General features: G+C 70.4%; 16 protein-coding genes and 3 pseudogenes. 8 read left to right on the forward strand and 11 right to left on the reverse strand.

Annotation, left to right across the window (positions count from 1 at the left end; all coding sequences use genetic code 11):
• Positions 1–931: 931 nt before the first annotated feature.
• The 3 genes from lspA to KS423_RS16745 form a co-directional block, all read right to left on the reverse strand.
• Positions 932–1,447 carry a signal peptidase II gene (gene lspA / locus KS423_RS16735; protein ID WP_224280044.1) on the reverse strand — a complete coding sequence of 172 codons (516 nt, stop codon included), beginning with the start codon at positions 1,445–1,447 and terminating at the stop codon, positions 932–934.
• 187 nt (positions 1,448–1,634) lie between these two features.
• Entirely contained in the window at positions 1,635–1,757 is a 123-nt protein-coding gene (locus KS423_RS16740) for a hypothetical protein (protein ID WP_308020203.1), read from the reverse strand.
• A gap of 90 nt (positions 1,758–1,847) precedes the next feature.
• Positions 1,848–2,093 carry a hypothetical protein gene (locus KS423_RS16745; protein WP_374119967.1) on the reverse strand — a complete coding sequence of 82 codons (246 nt, stop codon included), beginning with the start codon at positions 2,091–2,093 and terminating at the stop codon, positions 1,848–1,850.
• A 231-nt stretch (positions 2,094–2,324) separates the two neighbouring features.
• On the opposite strand from KS423_RS16745, the gene KS423_RS16750 reads away from it, so the two are divergent.
• The 4 genes and pseudogenes from KS423_RS16750 to KS423_RS16765 all read left to right on the forward strand — a co-directional run bounded on the left by KS423_RS16750 (position 2,325) and on the right by KS423_RS16765 (position 4,616).
• Complete coding sequence (locus KS423_RS16750; RefSeq protein ID WP_224280046.1) at positions 2,325–3,020, forward strand: hypothetical protein; 696 nt, start codon at positions 2,325–2,327, stop codon at positions 3,018–3,020.
• Positions 3,021–3,139: 119 nt separating this feature from the next.
• Entirely contained in the window at positions 3,140–3,574 is a 435-nt protein-coding gene (locus tag KS423_RS16755; protein ID WP_224280048.1) for a hypothetical protein, read from the forward strand.
• Positions 3,575–3,707: 133 nt separating this feature from the next.
• Positions 3,708–3,907, forward strand: a pseudogene (locus KS423_RS16760) (transposase); the annotation flags it as partial.
• 343 nt (positions 3,908–4,250) lie between these two features.
• Positions 4,251–4,616: a hypothetical protein gene (locus KS423_RS16765; protein WP_224280050.1), complete on the forward strand. Its 366-nt coding sequence runs from the start codon at positions 4,251–4,253 to the stop codon at positions 4,614–4,616.
• A gap of 288 nt (positions 4,617–4,904) precedes the next feature.
• Here the strand turns inward: KS423_RS16765 and KS423_RS16770 are convergent, their stop codons facing one another.
• Positions 4,905–5,171 carry a hypothetical protein gene (locus KS423_RS16770; RefSeq protein ID WP_224280052.1) on the reverse strand — a complete coding sequence of 89 codons (267 nt, stop codon included), beginning with the start codon at positions 5,169–5,171 and terminating at the stop codon, positions 4,905–4,907.
• 27 nt (positions 5,172–5,198) lie between these two features.
• Here KS423_RS16770 and KS423_RS16775 point away from each other — a divergent pair, with 27 nt between their 5' ends.
• A complete protein-coding gene (locus KS423_RS16775; RefSeq protein WP_224280054.1) occupies positions 5,199–5,396 on the forward strand; it encodes a hypothetical protein in 198 nt (65 codons plus the stop codon).
• 116 nt (positions 5,397–5,512) lie between these two features.
• Here KS423_RS16775 and KS423_RS16780 read toward each other — a convergent pair whose 3' ends face one another.
• A complete protein-coding gene (locus tag KS423_RS16780) occupies positions 5,513–6,631 on the reverse strand; it encodes an IS630 family transposase (protein WP_308020204.1) in 1,119 nt (372 codons plus the stop codon).
• 662 nt (positions 6,632–7,293) lie between these two features.
• Between KS423_RS16780 and KS423_RS16785 the strand changes: the two genes are divergently transcribed.
• From KS423_RS16785 to KS423_RS16795, 3 genes are all read left to right on the forward strand, one after another.
• Positions 7,294–7,548: a hypothetical protein gene (locus KS423_RS16785; protein WP_224280058.1), complete on the forward strand. Its 255-nt coding sequence runs from the start codon at positions 7,294–7,296 to the stop codon at positions 7,546–7,548.
• Positions 7,549–8,135: 587 nt separating this feature from the next.
• Entirely contained in the window at positions 8,136–8,831 is a 696-nt protein-coding gene (locus tag KS423_RS16790; RefSeq protein WP_224280059.1) for a hypothetical protein, read from the forward strand.
• Positions 8,832–8,894: 63 nt separating this feature from the next.
• On the forward strand, positions 8,895–10,163 hold the full coding sequence (locus tag KS423_RS16795) for an MFS transporter (RefSeq protein ID WP_224280060.1): 1,269 nt from the start codon (positions 8,895–8,897) through the stop codon (positions 10,161–10,163).
• A 451-nt stretch (positions 10,164–10,614) separates the two neighbouring features.
• Here the strand turns inward: KS423_RS16795 and KS423_RS16805 are convergent.
• The 6 genes and pseudogenes from KS423_RS16805 to KS423_RS16830 form a co-directional block, all read right to left on the reverse strand.
• Positions 10,615–10,761: pseudogene (locus KS423_RS16805) on the reverse strand (nuclear transport factor 2 family protein); the annotation flags it as partial.
• A gap of 198 nt (positions 10,762–10,959) precedes the next feature.
• The gene (locus KS423_RS16810; RefSeq protein ID WP_224280062.1) at positions 10,960–11,127 is read right to left on the reverse strand and encodes a hypothetical protein; all 168 of its coding nucleotides are present in this window, start codon (positions 11,125–11,127) and stop codon (positions 10,960–10,962) included.
• Positions 11,124–13,973 (reverse strand): hypothetical protein, encoded by a 2,850-nt coding sequence (locus tag KS423_RS16815; protein ID WP_224280064.1) that lies wholly within the window; start codon positions 13,971–13,973, stop codon positions 11,124–11,126. The genes KS423_RS16810 and KS423_RS16815 overlap by 4 nt, the downstream gene beginning before the upstream one ends.
• The gene (locus KS423_RS16820) at positions 13,970–15,085 is read right to left on the reverse strand and encodes an AAA family ATPase (protein ID WP_224280066.1); all 1,116 of its coding nucleotides are present in this window, start codon (positions 15,083–15,085) and stop codon (positions 13,970–13,972) included. The genes KS423_RS16815 and KS423_RS16820 overlap by 4 nt, the downstream gene beginning before the upstream one ends.
• 68 nt (positions 15,086–15,153) lie before the next feature.
• A complete protein-coding gene (locus KS423_RS16825; protein WP_224280068.1) occupies positions 15,154–16,560 on the reverse strand; it encodes a VWA domain-containing protein in 1,407 nt (468 codons plus the stop codon).
• Positions 16,557–17,663: pseudogene (locus KS423_RS16830) on the reverse strand (hypothetical protein); the annotation flags it as partial. The pseudogene KS423_RS16830 and the gene KS423_RS16825, both read right to left, overlap by 4 nt.

Genomic DNA, 17,663 nt, shown 5'->3' on the forward strand with positions numbered 1-17,663 from the left:
CGTCGCGGCGGGGTCGGCGGAACGCTGGCGACCAGGGCGCAGCTACGCCGCGTCCCGGCTCTGGTCCGCGGCCTAGAAAAAAGCTCTCCGAGATTCCCGCCCCGGCATCTCACGTTCGCTGGCTGGTGGCGATCCGGGGCTCGGGGACGGCTCCGAGCATGCTGGCGGCGTCCCCGAGCCCCGGTGCTCGCCCGCACCGACATCGCCGCCGTGCCACGGGGATTGCTCGCCCGAGCCATACGCGCGGTCAGCGGCGGGATCTCTCGCCCGGACCAGGAACCCATCGCCACCGCAGCCCACCCTTCGACCAGCCCGAACCTCCAGACCAGAACACCAGGCAGACACACTCAGCAGCAGCCGATCGACTACAACCTCACTCTCACCAGTGAAGATCACCAACAGCATCCAGAAGTTGAGCCAGAGCCATGACTCGTGAGCAAAGCCAGGTTGCCGACGAAGCCGCTGCCCGGGTTCACCTCACCGTGGAGGTGCGAGGCCTCGATGGGGTGGTCGGGGCGCTGGGCCTTGTCGGGGACGCCCCGGGTCTCGCACGGAGCGCCGGGGCGGGTGGTGTCCGGCCGCCCCCAGTGAACGGGAGCGGCAGGCGGCTGCCAGTGCGGGGAGTCGTCGACGAGCACGAGCGCCGCGTCGTCACGCCCACCGGAGGTGCCGGCCAACACTACGGTTCCGGTCGCGGTGCCGCTGCCGGCCGGGTGGAAGACCTTCACCCTGGTGCCGGTGGGGCCGGTGACGTGGGCGGAGGTCAGGACCAGCCGGCCGCCGACCGCATACCCGGACCCGCGTCCGCCCGGCCCGTCGCAGCCGCCGAAGGGGCCACTCCTCAGCCCGTAGGACTCCGGGCCGGTGCCCGTATGGCTCCGGGCCCGTGCCCGTCCGGCATCGGTACGGCTGGGCCGGAAGGCCCATTGCCCTACTGGTCCCTCCCCTCAGCGGTCTGCTCCGTTCCGCCCGGCTCGGTCGGCGCCTCGGACGCGCGCGTGCCGTCCAGGCGGATGCCGCGTGCCGAGGCCCACATCACCAGGGCGCTGCCGCACACCACGCCACAGTCGGCGAGGTTGAAGACCGGCCAGTGCGGCAGTTGGATCCAGTCCACGACGCGTCCCTCCCACGGAGAGGGGGCCCGGAACAGCCGGTCGACGAGATTTCCGGCCGCCCCGGCGATGACCAGGCCGAAGGAGACCGCCCAGAGGGGGGTGCGGATTCGGGGCGACACCATCAGCATGAGGACGATGACCATCATCTTCACCGTGGTGAAGAACCATGTCTCCCCCTCGCCGATGGAGAATGCTCCACCCGAATTGAAGACCAACGTGAATTTCAGAAGCCCACCGAGTGCCTCTGTCGGATCGGTCCCTGAGAAATGTGTCAGTGCTATCTGTTTGGTGATGAAATCCGACGCCAGCAGCGCGAGTGCTACGGCTGTCATGGTTCCCAGTCGTCGAGGCGTGTCACCGGGTAAGGAAGCTCCTCGCGCAACCCGTAGGCGTAGTAAGCCAGTCATGGCCGCATTGTAGGTGACGGCTGCTTGCGCACGAGCGTTCCCAAGAACGGGAGCACACCGTCAGAACGGGAGCACACCCTCGCCGTTGCCGGGCGTCGGCGAGCCACGACGGTCACTTGAAGACTTCGGCGAGGCGTGTCAGCCCTTCCCCGATCGTCCCGGAGGGGTGTCCGGTGAACGAGAGCCGCAGGGTCGCCAGGTCGACCTGGTCCGCGAAGAACGGCGCGCCGGGCACGTAGGCGACGTCATGGACCGCGGGCCGGAGCGGACACGGGCGTCGTGCCCGCCCCGGGCGGGGGCGCCGCAGCCGGTGCCCCGTGACGTCCTACTCCTCCGGCTCCCAGGCGCGGAGCAGGTCGAACAGCCCGGCGTCGCCGTCGATCCGTACGGAGTCCGCCGTAATGCGGTCGTAGAGGAAGAGGACCAGTTCCCCGGCCGTGGCGTGGGCGGAGACGCCGGCTGCGTCCGGGCCCTCGCCGCCAGTGGCGGCGGGCAGACGGGTGGTCCGGGCGCCGTCGCCGTCGACCGTGAGGCGCCAGGAGCGCCCCTCGGCTGGTGTGGGGTTGCTCATTCCTGTGCGCTGGCCGTGGTGGGGGAGTGGGCTGGTGTGTATGACCGCCGGTCCCGTCTCCGCGCTGTCCGGTTCCTCGCCCGAGGGGCTTCTGTGCCCTCGGGTGCGGGGGTGTGCCGCACTGCCCGTGGTTCTCGGCGGTCTTCACGCGGACGAGGTCGGGCAGGCCCCCGGCTCCTTGCCCCCGTTCCGTGCCGGTGGCTGTCAGGGGCGACGGGCAGAGTGTTGATCATGTTTAAGGGATGGTGGCATGTCCGGCCGGACGAGGAACGTCAGCAGTGGACGCTGGAGCCGTTCACGGCCGCGGGACCGTTGCGCTTCGGCATGAGCGCCGACGAGGTGACGGACGCCCTGCGTGGTGTCACCACGGATGCCGAGCACCGTACTTGGGCCGGCGGACGGCACGACAACACCTGGAGTGTCACCGAGGGCCGGTGCCGGGAGTTCGGCCTGCACCTCTACTATCGGGACGGGCGGCTGTCCGGCATTGCGGTCGACGCCCTGTGTGGACCGCAGGTCACCGCCGACGGCACCGCGCTCGTCGGCCGGGCGCCCTTCGCGCTGGAACAGTGGATGCTGGAACGGGCGGAGACCCGGCCCGACGAGCTCTCCTACATGAGCGCGGGTGTGCCCTGCTCGAACTCCCTGGGTGTGGTGATGGTGATCAACGTTCAGCGGGAGGGCGACCGCCTCTCACCCGGCCGGTGTCCTTCCCTGCCGAGGCACTCGGAGACCTTTCCCACTGGCTACCGTGCAGAGCCTGGGAGATCCACGACTGAGCACCGCTCGCATACGACCCGTGCGAGGGCGCGATCGGGGCGGTCGTGCCCGCAACCTGGCGCGAGCCGCGATGTCGGCCTGGGCCGCCTGGTCAACCCCCGGCTCCTACGGCTCCGTCCACCCGCGGGGCCGCCCGCCCCGGGCTGAGAAGCTGATGCGCCGGCATCGCGACTGCAGCTGTTCTCGCAGCCAACCCGGGAGGCCAACGAGGATACGCGGTCGACGGAGGGACGCTGTTACGGCACCATCCGGGGCAAGGTCCGACGATGAGGAGCACGGTGACAAGCCAGGGCGTGGAGATCACGACACGATGCGAGGCCTGCGGCGGTGTGCTGATACTCGACACCGGCCAGTCCATCGAAGGTGGACGTCTGTGGTGGGGAACCGAGGGGGCCTGCCAGTCCTGCCCTGTCGCCTGGTGCGACCAGGACTACGGCGACGCGACTCCGGAGGAGATCCGCCAGGCCCTCCTGGCGGAATACGGACCCGCCCGGCTCCGGCTGACAGAGCCCGAGGCGAGTGCAGTGCCCGTTCTTCGCGCTCTTCGAGAGGTGCACGGCCTGTCACTGGTACAAGCACGGGCTATGGCGGACGAGTTGAAGACGACCGGCCTCGTGGGCACGTTCGTCGAGATGGAACTTGTAGCTTCCCGGCTCCGACACCATTCCGTCGGAGTGACAGTCGAGACATCGTCCGGCTGACCGTCCGGAGCGAGCCACACGCGGGGCGACACAATCTCCGCAGCCGGAAAGGTCCCCAACCCTCCGCGTCGAGGACACCGTCCACATCGCATTGTCCCTGGTCAGCCTCGTCCTCATCGCGATGGCTCAAGACAGCGGCCGCAAACGGCACATGGTCGTCGACACCAAGGGCCTGCCGCTGTTCGTCATGGTCACCCCGGCCGACGTCACCGACCACGATGCGGCGAAGGAGGTGCTGTTCCGGCTGCGGTTGATGCACCCGGAGATCACGATCGTCTGGGCCGACCGACTCCGCCTACGCGGGGCAGCTGGCCGGCTGGGCGAAGAAGTGCGTGATCACCCGCTTCGTTCCGGTCGGCCGCCCCTCTTCTGGGGTCAGGGTTTGCGCCGGAGAGCTTGTGTTGTGTCCCTGGGCCGTGGAGGGTGTGGTCCAGGGACGCAGTGGTGCGGGTGTGAATCTGCGGTTTGTTGTCACTGGGGGAGCAGCGGGTGTCACCGGCTGGCTTGTGGCGGTGGCGTGTGGGGGTGGGGGAGTCGTGGGTGTCACCGGGTGTGGATGTGTGGTGACATCAGGAGACGCCGCCCGGTGACGTCATGATGCAGATCGCTATGCCGGCCGCCAGGATGGCAGGGCCCCGGGCCTGGATACGGGGTGTTCGGTGTTCATACCGGGGTGGTGGACTGGGCACGCATACGCGACAGCAGATTCGGTGTCGATCGCGTCCCGGCGCTCCTGGCGCAGTTGGAACGTCGGGACGATGCGGATGCGTGGCAGGAGCTGGGCTTGCGGCTCGTCCTTGAGGATGGCCTGGTCTTCCCGGCCGGCTTGGCCGCCCTGCCGCAGCTGGTGAGCCTCGCACCGCGCAGCGCGCAGGCGCGCGGCCTGGCGGGACGGATTCTTGAGCGCGCGGCGGGGCACCACGCTTGCGACGCTCAGCTGGCGGACTGCGCCGTCACGATCGCGGATTTTGGCGAGGTGTTGGACCGGCACGTGCGGTCGCGGCCGGCCGACTGCTTCGTCCCCCCTCCAGCTCCTCCATGACGCCGTCGACGACCACGACGGACCCCAGGCCTACGCCCAGCACCTCCAAGCCCGGCACGCCCAGCAACAGGCCGACGTCGAACGTCGCCGCCGAGGCCTCCGTCACGCTCCCGACAGAATCGTCGCGCGTCGAATCAGCGAGCGCCGTCCCGGCCGCCGCAGGACCACAAGCGACCGCCGTCCCGGTGGAAGAACTGCGCCTGGCGCTCGCCGCCGAAGATCATGCTGAGCACCTTCAGCTCGGACACCCGGGTGGCATCGAGCAGGCCCTGTCATCGTCCGGCGGTGTCAGCGGACGAAGATCCGGTGCGGGGTGTTCGTGGTGGCGGGCTGGTTGCGGTCCAGGCGGACGCCCGGATAGGTCTTTGCCCCGTTGCGTACGCCGAAGCTGGTGGCTACGGTCAGCAAGCCGGTCACGCCTGCCAGGCCGGCACCGGCGCCGCCGCCGCCGCCGATGAGGCAAGCGATGACAACAAGGCCGATCCCCGCCGCGAGCAGGAGCCAGCCGAGCGTACTGCCGTGTAGATCGGGCTCTCTCCTCGCAACCGGCGCCACGGTCCCGCGCCCCGACAGCGAGCTGCGATGGTCTGGGGCCCCTTCACCGTCGCCTCCATCCGCCGCCGTCCCGGCGCACGCGGCCCAGCACACCTCATCACCACCGCCGGGGCGGCGCACCTCCTGGGCGCGGTCTGGGCGGTCACCCACGGGGCCTGGCTGCTCACGGCCGGTCTCCTCGCCGTTGCCGCTCTACTGCTGTACGCGGCCCGACCGGCCCGCTGACGGCCGATGTACCGGCAACGCTCGGACACCAACACCGGACCGGCCACCACCACACCCGGTCCGCCACAAAACTTCTTCCTAGTGCTGTGACCGCATAGGTTCGCCGGGTTGCTTGATCACGCGGCGAGAGCGGGCCTGCCGCCCCAGCGGATGCCTTTCTCGCTGCGGATGCGGGGGCGTTCCTTGCGTTGTGCGGCCAGGACGTCGGGGTGGCGGGCGTTGGCGTTGCGCCAGCGCAGGTAGGCGTGCAGCGCGCGGGTCTGGACCGTGTGGTTCGGATGGTTCGAGTTCGCCAGGGTGAACTGCCGCAGCGGTCCGAAGTGCGCCTCGATCGGGTTGGCCCAGGAAGCGTTGGTCGGAGTGAAGCACAGGTGGACGTTGTTGTTCTTCGCCCAGCGCAGGATCCTCTTGCCGTTGTGGGCGGAGAGGTTGTCCAGGATCACGTAGACCGGTGCGCCGTCCGGGCGGGCGGCCCGGATCGACCTGAGTGCGGCCAGGGTGTTCGCCGTGCCCTTGCGGCGATGGTTGACGCCCCACAGGGTGTCGTCGCCGACCGAGTAGCAACCGTGGAAGGAGGTGACGCCTTGGGTGCGGGTGAAGGTCGCCGGGAGCCGGTCCGGCTTGCCCTGCCCGGCCCAGCCGCTGCCGGCGGTGGGGCGGATGCCGAGCGGGCCGAACTCGTCGAACGCGAACGTGCGGTCGGGAAACCGTTCCAGGACGTGCTCGATCCGGTCGAGTTTCGCGTCGTGGTCGGGGTCGGTGGACTCCTTCCAGGTCTTGGTGCGCCGGAAGGTGACGTCCCGTCGTGCCAGCAGGCATCGCAGGGCCTCACGGCCGATCCTGATGACCCGGCCGTGGACCTTGCGCAAGTAGGCGAGCAGTTTGCGAATCGACCAGCGGGTGAAGGGCTGCCCGAGCTTCGTCGGGCGGGTGGTGGCCGTCCGGACGACGAAGTCCTCGTCGTCAGTACTGAGAAGGCGGGGACGGCCTCCCGCCCACCGAGGGTCCAGGCAGGCCAGGCCGATCTCGTTGAACCGGTGGATCACGTCCCGCACCGTGTCCTCGTCGGCCTGGACCAGCTGGGCGATGACCGGCACTCGGTTGCCGCCGGCGGAGGCCAGCAGCATCATCGCCCGCCGGTAGCGCACTGTGTTCGTGCTGCCTCGGCGCACGATCCGCTGTAACTGTTGCCCCTCCTGATCTGTCAGCCTGCGAACCCTGACCGGCTCCGCCACCATGCCTCCCCACACCGAATCGGATGTCGGTCCACATCCAACCGGTTCAGGCGTCGCCACCACTAACCCGGCGAACCTATGCGGTCACAGCACTAGACACCCGCGACGCCACACCACTGGAGGGCTGACTCGGACGACTCGCCAGCAGCGGGCTGGCGCCCCTCGCCGAAATCGCCACCGCCCTGCGCGAAGACCAGTACGCGGTCGCCCAGGGCATCACCACTCCTCACAGCTCCGGGGTCAACGAGGGCCGGATCACCGACGTCAAGCTCCAGAAACGCATCATGGGCGGCTGAGCTGGCGTCCCGCTTCTCCGCCACCGGGTCGTACTGATCGCCCGCCTACGCCGCCGGTACGCGGGCCGACGTGCCACAGGCCCGGGATGATCTCCGGCTACGAAAATCTTGCCAGAGCCGAGAAAGTGCTCAACGAAGTACGGGCAAACGTGCTCAGTTGGAGATCGCCGACGACGCCGGGCACCGGCGGCATCGAGTACACGTGCGGTGGCTGCCGCACCCTCCTGGAACTCGACCATCTGCCCCTGTCTCGGACACCCAGGGGAAGGCCGCCGCCTGAGCTACCTGCAGGTGAGTAGGCCCCAGCCGATATTCCCGGCAGGGCCTTCGCCGTTTCCATAGAATCCTGCCTCGATGAAGAGACGCGTGCAGTTCACCGAGCAGGTGGTGCGATTCCGTGACTACATGCCGGCCGCAGATCGGGAGAAGTTCCTGCGTCTGGTCGACAGGATCGCAGCTGAGCCTGAAGGTTCCAGCAGCCACCTCGCCTACACGAACGACGCTGTGACGCGTGCAGCCTGGGAAGACCACGTAATGGTCCACTTCGTCGTGACGCGCTTCTTCGTGGTCGTCATCGAGGCTGACATCTACGACGCGTCGCGCGGCTTCAACGAGGTGTAAAGCGGTGTAGTCGGCCACAAGAGCGCCCCGATCACCGGTCGGGGCACTCTTGTGGTGCGGGCACTGCGCGGGCGATCCACGGGCCTCAGCACCACACCAGTTGGGCACGTTCGTCTGTACGTAGCTGGGCACGTTCATGTTCATGTGTACGCCGACAGCGGATGCCGCCGAGCGCCGCCAGGTCGGGCGCGGGAATGCCGAGCACCCCCGCGAAGCCGGCCACCAGCTCGGGGGTCGCTTCGACCTTGCCGCGGCCGGTGGTCCGGTCGCGGCCCGGCGGTCGTCAGCAGCAGCCTCCGGTGGCGGGGGCCTGCTGGGTCGGGGCGGTGAGGCCGATGGTCACCGGGACCGGCTCGGCGGCGGGTACCGTGCAGCATCCGCCTGCGTCGTCCTGCTGGGCGTCGGGCTGGTCGAAGAGGCCCGCGCCGCCGCCAAGGGGACGGCCCTGCCGGGGAACGTGGCACAGCCCCGGCCCCCGATAGGCGACCTGTCGCCCTCGAACGGAACCTGGAACGCTGTCGTGTACGGATCCCGGGGAGGGGGCACACATGGCGGGTTGGTACCGACGCCGGGCGGAGCTGGCCCGAGTGGGCGGGGAGGTCAGGGCGCAGCAGTTGCTGTCCGATCTCGCCCGCGCGGCCCGGGCCGCCGGCCTGCCGGCCCGGGCCGCTGCGAACATACGGATCACCGCCCGGATCATCGGCCGCACCAAGGCCTTCGGAGCCGTCGGCAGGGACCTCCACACCGCCCTGCTCGGCCTGTACTCCACGGCACTCGGCGTCGTGGCAGTGAACACCCGGCTTTTGGAGCCCCTTTGGCTCCAGGCGGCACTCTCCGCTCTCGCCGTGGCCACTGTGCTCATGACGAAGGCCCGGTGGTCGGTCTTCGGTACCGGCCTGCGCCGCCTGGGCGGCACGTGGTCGGTTCCCGCACGTGCCGTGCTCGCCGCCGCCGCCCTCGGCCCCCGCACAGCCAGCCCGAACCGCAGACGCCGCGCAGCGACCCGAAAGGTCAGCTCCCACCTCCGCGACCTGGAACGCAGGGTCGTGGAGGTGACTCCGGGAATGGTCAAGACGGAGGAGTTCTCGCTCAACCGGTATCGCGGAGACACGACTCAGGCGGCAGCTGTGTACCAGGGCATCGCAGAGCCCCTGACAGCTGAGGAGATCGCGGACACCATCGACTGGGTGGCCAGTCGGCCGTCACATGTCAATGTGGACCTCCTGGTTGTGCGTCCGAGGGCTCAGGCTACTCAGCACAAGGTCCACAGGCTGCATGAGTGACCTCCGTGTCCGACGCCTGCCCAGGAGCCTCTTCCGAGGATTGTCGAACGAATCAGAGAAGCCATGGAAAATGTGACCCGCAGCTCGATACCGGGCATTCACCTGCTGAAGGACAAGAATTTCGCCCGTCTGTTCGCGGCGAGATTCATCTCGACGCTCGGTAACGGGTTCGGGCCGGTCGCGCTCTCCTTCGGAGTCTTGGGCCTGAAGGGCGGTTCCCCCTGGGACCTGTCGTTGGTACTGGCGTGCCAGACGCTGTCGATGCTGCTCTTCTCCCTCTTCGGCGGTGTGCTTTCCGACCTGTTCCCCCGGTCGCGTGTGATGGTCGTCGCCCAGGTCATCGAGGGCCTGGCATACGCGGCGCTCGCGCTGCTTATCCTGGCGGAGAGCCCGGCAATCTGGGCACTTTGCCTGTGTGCGGCGCTGTCAGGTGTCTGCACGGCTACGTTCTCACCGGCGTACGTGGGCGTCGTCAAGGAGGTCGTGGACGACGTCGATCTCCAGGAAGCCAACGGCCTCATGAAGGTCGGGATCAATGTTGCCAAGATCCTCGGACTCTCACTTGGTGGGCCGGTGGTGCTGCTCGCAGGAGCTGCAACCTCGTTGGCGGTCGACTCCCTGTCGTTCGTCATCAGTGGTGTGCTCATCTACTTCACTCGAATCAGCCCGGTGCGGGCGATGAGCAGGCAAAGCCTGTTTCAGGAGATACGCCTGGGTGCCTCGGGGTTCTTCTCCCGGTCGTGGCTGTGGGTGCTCTCGATCCAGTACGCGGTCGCATTCGCCTGTATGAACGCCACGGCGGGGGTGCTCGGTCCTCTGCTCGCCAAGACCGACCTGGGTGGTGCGGCGTCGTGGTCCGTCATCACATCCGCTCAGGCCGTAGGAGCGGTCGGCGGGGCGGTGATCGCCCTGCGGGTCCGGACGAGACGGCCCATCCTGGTTGCCGCGTGTGTCACCTGCATGATGGCGGCCGTTCCGTTTGCACTTGGATTCGGTGCGCCGTTGCTGCTGATCGCGTTCACGGCGTTGGCAGCAGGAGTGGCTGCGGACATCTTCGAAGTACTGTTCTTCGCGACGCTTCAGCGAGATGTCCCGGCGGAGATGATCTCGCGGGTGGGATCGTGGGACATGCTCGGCTCGCTGTCTCTCGCCCCGCTTGGCGTGATGTTGGCGGGCCCGGCAGCCGCGGAGTTCGGAGTGCACACGGCGCTGATCGGCTTCGGTTCGGTCGTGGTGGTGGCCACCGGATGCGTGCTGCTGGTTCCGGCGGTTCGGGTCGGCAGGCTGCTGGACGAGCCGGTGGTCGAGCAGGAGTCGGCGCAACACGCCTGAAGGTGATTCCGCTTACTGAAGGGCGGCAGATTCCGGTCGCGTTGATCCCTTACGAGGTTGTGCTGTCCCGGCCTCGTTGGCGTGGCACCGGTCGCCAGCGCCGATACGTTCAGCGGCGGGCGCAGCGAGCTGGGCGACCCAGGTTCCGGTCCAGGTGGTGATGGCGGCCGGGTCGATACGGGTGGCGCGTTCGTCGCCGGGCAGCAGAGTGGGGTTCCGGCGCGGGGGGTGCCTCTATGTCTTTCGTCAAGCGGCGCACGGCGTTTTGGGTTCGTAGAAGGTGTTGTCGCGGAGCATCGCGACAGCACGCTGGTGCGGTGGCGGGCCAGGCGAAGGGGGCTCGGGTGTGGGCCTTTCCAAAGGCCGCGCTACGCCACCCGCTCGGCGAGCGGACCATCTCTGCCGAAGGCCTGCCCCGGCACCAGCCAGGTCGCAACTCGGGGGTCGGGACTCAGGAAGGGGCGCACGCCTCGGCGATCGATACGCTGTTCTCGTAGAGGTGATGCCGGGTGATCCGGCCCTCCTCGACGGTGAGGCGCAGCGCGAAGGGGCCCTCGAAGGACTTCCCCGTCGCGCGCACGGACCCCGAGAGGTGCCCCACTGGTCGGCACCGACACCGGCCTGTGGCGGTCGTCCGTCAGCTGCCGCTTTGGTCCTGGCCGTAGGACTCGATCGAGGGTGCCGGATCACTGCGACCACGTTGCTGATGCGTCCGGCTGCTTTCGAGCCCGCGTCGGCGAAGAGACGGTGACCGGTTCCCGGGGCCGGGGTCTCGGGCCCCAGGAACCGCATGGTCTCAGTCGCCGGCGCCACCCGCCCGGTCGTCGTCGGCAAGCTCGGCGGCGTAGCGGGTGGCGGCCTCCGTCAGCTGGCGGGTCGTCCGCTCCGACCGGCTGCCGAGGTGGTCGGCGACGGTGCGGTGGGCGCGGTCGAGGTCGCCGCTCGGCAGTTCGCGGGTGATCACTCCGGATCGAGCAGCAGCGCCAGCGCGTGGGACGTCGCCGGGTACCGGGCGAGCAGCGCCGATCCCCTGGGCGCTTCCTCGGCTGTCCAGCCGTCGTCGCAGCCGAGCAGGTCCGCCAGCGCGTCGCAGGTGGCCGGATGGGCGGCGAGCAGCTCGGTCCCCCGGTCGGCGGCGGGTCGGACGGGCCGGACGGGCCGGACGGGCCGGTCAGGGAGGTCCGTCGGGGCGCGCCACGGCGGCACCCAGGCGTCCAGTGCGGCGAGTTGGCCGGGGAAGACCCGTCCGGCCTCGCGGGTCAGCAGCGGCGCCAGGTCCGGGCCGCTGGTGCGCAGCGTGGTGATGAGCGTGGGCAGCCACGGCAGCAGCACCGGATCGGGCAGGCGGGCGAAGGCGTTGGAGACCGCTTCCACGACGACGTCGACCAGACCGGGGACGGGCTCCAGGGCGTGCAGGAGCCCGCTGAGGTAGCGGGGGTAGGCGGGCAGGACGAGCGGGTTGTCGAGCAGCTCGTCGCAGCGTTCCCGCAGCTCCTGCCGGGAGAGGCGGCCGAGCTGGACCTGCGCGGCCCACAGCAGGGCGACCTTGGAGGGCTCCTCCGGGTGGGACTGGGCGACGGCGAGTTCCAGCTGGGTGCGGTCGCTGCCCAGGGACAGTGCCAGGCTCTCCATGCTGAACAGGAAGCCGAGCATCGCCGCGACCTGGCGCACCGTGGCCGTCTCGTCGGTGAACGCGGTCGGGAGCAGGGTGCAGTAGTGCGCGTACCCGGTCTTGGCGAACTGCTCGATCCACTCCGGCAGGACCGGCTCGGCGGTGCGGTAGAAGGCCAGCAGTTCGCGCACCCGGCGCAGCACCTCGGGCGCGCCGTCGACGCTGCGCTCGGTGGACAGGACCTGCAGGGCGCGGGTGCCGAGTTCGTCGGCGAGGCGCCGGCTGCCGAGGTACAGGGTGGCGTCCTCGACGGTCCGCAGGACCACGGCGGCGGTCGCCTGAGGGGCGTTGGCCTCGCGGCGCAGGCGCTGCTCGATGACCTGTTCGAGGCTGACGCCCTCGTACCCGAGCTCGATCAGGGCGCGCTGGTGGGTGCCGAGCGCGACGTCCCACGACTCCTGCACGGGCCGCTCGCCGAGCTTGCGCTCGCCCATGATGGGGCGGGCGGCGCCGTGCGGGAGCAGGTAGCGCAACATCCACAGCGTGTCCGAGCACGGTTTGAGCCGCGGATCGGACTTGATGTCCAGCAGGGCGCGCTTGACGCCGCGCTGCTGGAGGTTCAGGCCGAGCGGGGCGAGCCGGTCGTGGACGTCCCGGGCCAGCGGCGGCAACGACTCGTAGCCGACCTGCCCGATCCGGTCGCCGCCCATCATGATCTCGACCAGGCGGGCGACGTCGCGCCGACCGGGCACGGCGTCCTTCTCGATGCACGTGACGGCCGCGTCCTGGAAGTCGTACGGGGTGGGGCGTGCCCGGTCGCGCATCCCGGCGAGCAGGATGGACGTCTCGTACACGGCGATGGCGTCGGCGGTGGAGGCGAGGTAGCCGTTGCGGCGGGCGGCGCGCACGATATCGACGGACCAGCCCAGCAGTTCCTGCTGGTCGAGGGGGTCGAGGACCGGCGGGCGCCGCAGGAATCCGGACAGCATGTCGGCGGCGTCCGGCCCCGAGGCCGTGTCCGTCACCGGGGCGGGGGCGGCGGCCTTGCGCGCTCGGGAGGCCTTGGCACCGGACTGGCCCTTCAGCCGGAACGGCTGGGTTCGGGTGCGCTTGAGGTTCTTCTCCCACTGGGTCGCGGCGATCGACACCGATCCGCGTTCGAGGCCGAACTGTGCCTCGATGGCGGTGTGGCTGGAGGGGATCAGGCCGTACTGCCACTCGGTGGCGGTGCGCGGGGGGACGGCGAACGTGTCGGTGCCGTGGACGCCGAACTCGGCGACGCGGCTGGCGGCGTGGAAGGCGCCGCAGACGTACACGCAGTCGGCGGGGTCGGCGCCGGTGGCAGCCAGGTGCTCGCGGATGCGGGTCCACATGTACCGCTCGCGGTCCTCGTCCACCTGGACGCGGTCGCAGTCGCCGGGTGCCAGGCGGCGGAACAGGCTGCCGATCAGGAACATGACCTGCCGGTAGGTGTCGTGACTGGCGTCGCCGAGCGGTACCTCGACGTACTGGTGCCACCACTCCGACCAGTGCCGGACCTTTCCGTGTCGCAGCAGGTGCTTCTCCAGGTCGGCGAAGCGGGGCCGCAGGTCGCCGAGTTCGACGCCGACCGCGTCGCCGTGGAGCGCGGTGCCCTCCTCGGCCGGGGCCGCCTCCGGGTCGGCCGCCTCGGCGTCCGCCCGCAGGGGCTGCCACTGGAACACGTGGTCCGAGGAGCGGTCGACGAGGACCAGCTGGACGTCGGGCGTCTCCAGCGCGTAGGCGATGGCCTGGTACTCGGCGGAGGCCTCGGTGATCGGCGCGACGACGGACAGCGGCGCCCAGTCGGCGGGGAAGCCGTTGACGCGCGTGGCGAACGCCTGCACGGCGACCGGCAGACGGCAGTTGCGCAGCTCGGTGAGTAGCGGGGCCATGTCCTCGCAGAGCTCCAGGAACACGGTCCTGGGCTGCTTGGCGCGCAGCCGGCGGGCCATGGCGGTGGCGGAGGCGGGGGAGTGGTGGCAGACCGGGAAGATCTCCAGCGGCTCGCGCAGCGCGCGGTCGACGTCGTCCACGAGGCCGCGAAGGATTGCGTCCAGCGCGCCGGGGCCGTCGGCGAACTCGGTGGCGACGTCGTGCAGTTGGGCGCGCAGCGCGTCGAAGGTGTCGGGCGCGGGGTGCCCGCCGTCGGCGGGCACCCGGGTGGTCGCGGGGCTCATGCGAGCGCCTTGAGGGTGTCGAGACCGGCGGCGAGGAACTCCGGCCACTCGCCGCCCTCCTGCTCGCTGCGGGGCTTGACGGTGTTGGTGAGGTACTTGGTGAGGATGGCCGGGTCCTCGGGGGCGCGGCGGGCGAGCGAGCCGACCAGCGACGAGCCGAGGGCACGGGCGGTCAGCGTGCGCTCGCCGAAGAAGGTGCCGTGCAGCACGGCGTCCTCCAGGACGCCGATCTGTTCGGCCGTGGACAGCGCGGACTCCAGCCGCTGGTCGTCGCTGCCGGCCGTGGCGGCGACCTCGCGCAGGTCGCCGAAGCTGCGCAGCAGCACGTCCAGCAGGGTGGGCGGCACGTCCAGGTCGATCCGGTGGCGGCGCAGCAGTTCCTCGGTGCGGAAGCGGACGATCTCCGCCTCGCTGGCCTTGTTGGTCACCACGGGGATGCGCACGAAGTTGAAGCGCCGCTTGAGCGCGGAGGACAGGTCGTTGACGCCCCGGTCGCGGCTGTTGGCGGTGGCGATGACCGAGAAGCCGGGCTTGGCGAACACGATGCCGTCCTCGCCGCTCAGCTCGGGCACCGAGATGTACTTCTCGGACAGGATGGAGATCAGCGCGTCCTGGACGTCGCTGGTGGAGCGGGTGAGCTCCTCGAACCGGCCGATCGTGCCGCTCTCCATCGCGGTCATCATCGGCGAGGGGATCATCGACTCCCGCGACTGGCCCCGGCCGATGACCATGGAGACGTTCCAGGAGTACTTGATGTGGTCCTCGGTGGTGCCGGCGGTGCCCTGTACCACCTGCGTGGAGTTGCGGCAGACGGCGGCGGCCAGGAGCTCCGCCAGCCAGCTCTTGCCGGTACCGGGGTCGCCGATCAGCAGCAGGCCGCGGTCGGAGGCGAGGGTGACGACGGCGCGCTCGACGATGCTGCGCTCGCCGAACCACTTCTGTCCGATCGCCCGGTCCAGGCCGTCGGCGGGCTCGGAGCCGAGGATGAAGGTGCGGATCATCCTCGGCGACAGCCGCCAGGTGGACGGCTTGGGGCCGGGGTCGACGGACTCCAGGTAGTCCAGCTCGTCGGCGTACTTGATCTCGGCGGGGGCGCGGAGCATGTCGGACATCAGGCGGGTTGCCTCTCTGCGGGCGGGGGCGGTCATGGGGGTCTGGTGCCGGGTGTACGGGCGCCGGGTCAGGTGAGGAACGTCTTGAGTTCGTGGACGAGCTTGCCGATGTGGCCGGAGATCACGGGCGTGCCCTGGTCCCGGAAACGTTCACGGAACCACGGGTTGACGCTGCCGCGGCCCGAGCTGGTCACCGACCCGACCGGGATGAACTTCACACCCGAGCGGTGCACGGCGGCTATCTGCTCGAACAGCTGCTCGCTGCTCCACTCGTAGAAGTCGGAGATCCACACCACCACGGTGTTCCGCGGTTCGGCGATCTTCGGCTGGGCGAGCGCCATGGCGACCGTGCCGTCGGTGCCGCCGCCGAGGTCGGTGCGCAGCAGCGTCTCGAAGGGGTCGTGCACCCACGGGGTGAGGTCGAGTGCGCGGGTGTCGTAGGCGACCAGGTGCACGTCGACCTTCGGCAGGCCGGCGAAGATGCTCGCCAGGATGGTGCAGTTGACCATCGAGTCGACCATCGAGCCGGACTGGTCCACCACCACGATCAGCCGCTGCGGCGTCGTCTTGCGGGCGGTCTGCCGGTAGTAGAGGCGGTCGACGTAGAGCCGTTCGTCCTCCGGGCTCCAGTTGACGAGGTTCTTCTCGATCGTGCGTTTGAGGTCGAGGTTGCGGAACACCCGCTTCGGCGGCACCGAGCGGTCCAGCTCCCCGACGCTCGCCTTCTCGACCTGGGTGCGCAGCACCTCGGCGACCTCGTCGACGAACCGCCGGATCAGCTTCTTCGCGTTGGCGAGGGCGGTGCCGTCGAGGTTGCCCTTGTCGCGCAGCAGCTGCTCGATCAGCGACATGCTCGGTGTGAGCCGGGAGGCCAGCTTGCTGTCCGCGAGGACCTCGCGCAGGCGCATGCGCTTGACCAGGTCCGCCTCGATGTCGGCGAGTTCGGGGCCGATCGTGGGGATCAGCGTGGACAGGTCGGGGCTGCCGGAACCGGCACCGGAGCCGAAGGGGCTCGCCCCCGCCCCGCCGGCACGCCCGGCGCGCAGGTCGCCGGGCTTGCAGCCCATGGCGCGCTCCAGCCATCCGGCGTCGGCCTGCCAGCGGGACAGCTGTCCCGCGGTCACAGCGCCGGAGCCGGTGGCGAAGGTGTTGAGGAGGACCTTGGAGAACAGCGCCGCGCGCCGTACCTCGGCGGCGCGGTCGCGGTCGGCCGCGTCGGCCTCCGGGGCCATGAGGCCCTCGAACTCGGCGGCCAGGCCCGGGTGGCGCTGGACGAGGGAGTCGATGGACGTGCGGGGATCCAGCAGGCCCGCCGGCAGGTCGAGGTCCTCCACGACGGCCAGGCTCGCCGTCTCCAGCGCGGCCTGCTCCACGGGGTCGAACAGGCCGGCCAGCAGGCGCCAGTAGAGGACCTGACGGCGGTTCTCCTCCGGCGCCGCGGCGGGATCGGTCGCGGGTATGAGGTGGTCGGTCATTTCCGCAGCAGCTTTCCTGCGCGCTCGCGCAGCACGGCGACGGCCTCGGTGGCGGCGGCCTCGGCCTTGGCGCCGGCCTTGTCGGTGGTGCCGCCCGCCCACGCTCCGGCGTGAACGGCCGCCGTCTTCCGCTTGACCGGGGTCTCCACGGCGAGCGGCTGGAGGCGGAACGCCCCGGCGTCCCAGCGCAGCAGGCCGATGCAGGCGGTGGACGCGGCGACGGCCTGCGGTGTGAGCGGTCCGGCCACCGGGATGCGGCCGGTGTCGACGGTGATCGGGTGGCCGGCCAGGGTGAACGCCAGGACGCCGTCGTCCTCCTGGGCGGTGTAGCCCTCCAGGAAGACCGGTTCGGCCAGCCGGACCGGGTGGCGCTCCAGCGGCGCGAGGGGCGCGCCGACGGCGGTGGGCAGGACGACCCGGGCGGTGGCGAACGGATCGGCCGCTTCGCCCGGCCGCGCGCACTCGTCGCGCCACAGCAGGTCGCCCCCGGCGGTGACGGGCATCTCGACCAGGTCCATCGCGCGGCCCTCGGCCACGGCCGCGAGCAGCGACAGGTGTGGGCGCAGCAGCTGCCAGATCCCGGCGCCGACGACGCTGTCCGGCTTCGGGGCCGACACGGACGCCCGGACCAGGCGCGGCGCGGAACCGTCGGCCGGCTCCAGCACCGCGTGGACCTGCGCCTGCGCGGCCGTGGAGTGCTCGTGCAGGTCGACGCCGAGCGGCAGCAGCCGCCCGGTGACCGTCCCGGTGGCCGCGGCGCCGGCCGCCCCCGGGTGCGTCAGCAGCATGGCCCGCGACCACAGGTCCGCCCACCGGCGTACCGGGACCCGCTCCAGGAGTGCTCCCGGGCAGGACGCGGCGAGTTCGCCGGCGAACCCGTCGAGCAGCACCCCGAACCGGCGCAGCGCCGGATCCGGGAGCATCGCGCAGACGACGGGCGCGGAGCCGGAGACGATGTCGTGGTCCATGCCGCGCCAGCCGGACCGGGCCAGGTCGGCGAGCCAGGACCGGGCCGCGGCGAGCAGGTTCGGCGCACCCGACGCGCCTGGGTCGGCGGCCGTCCACTTGTCGCGCCCGCGGCCGGTCGCCTCGCCGACGGTGGC

It is taken from the genome of Streptomyces sp. LS1784 (assembly GCF_020103755.1).
Taxonomy (GTDB): Bacteria; Actinomycetota; Actinomycetes; order Streptomycetales; family Streptomycetaceae; genus Kitasatospora.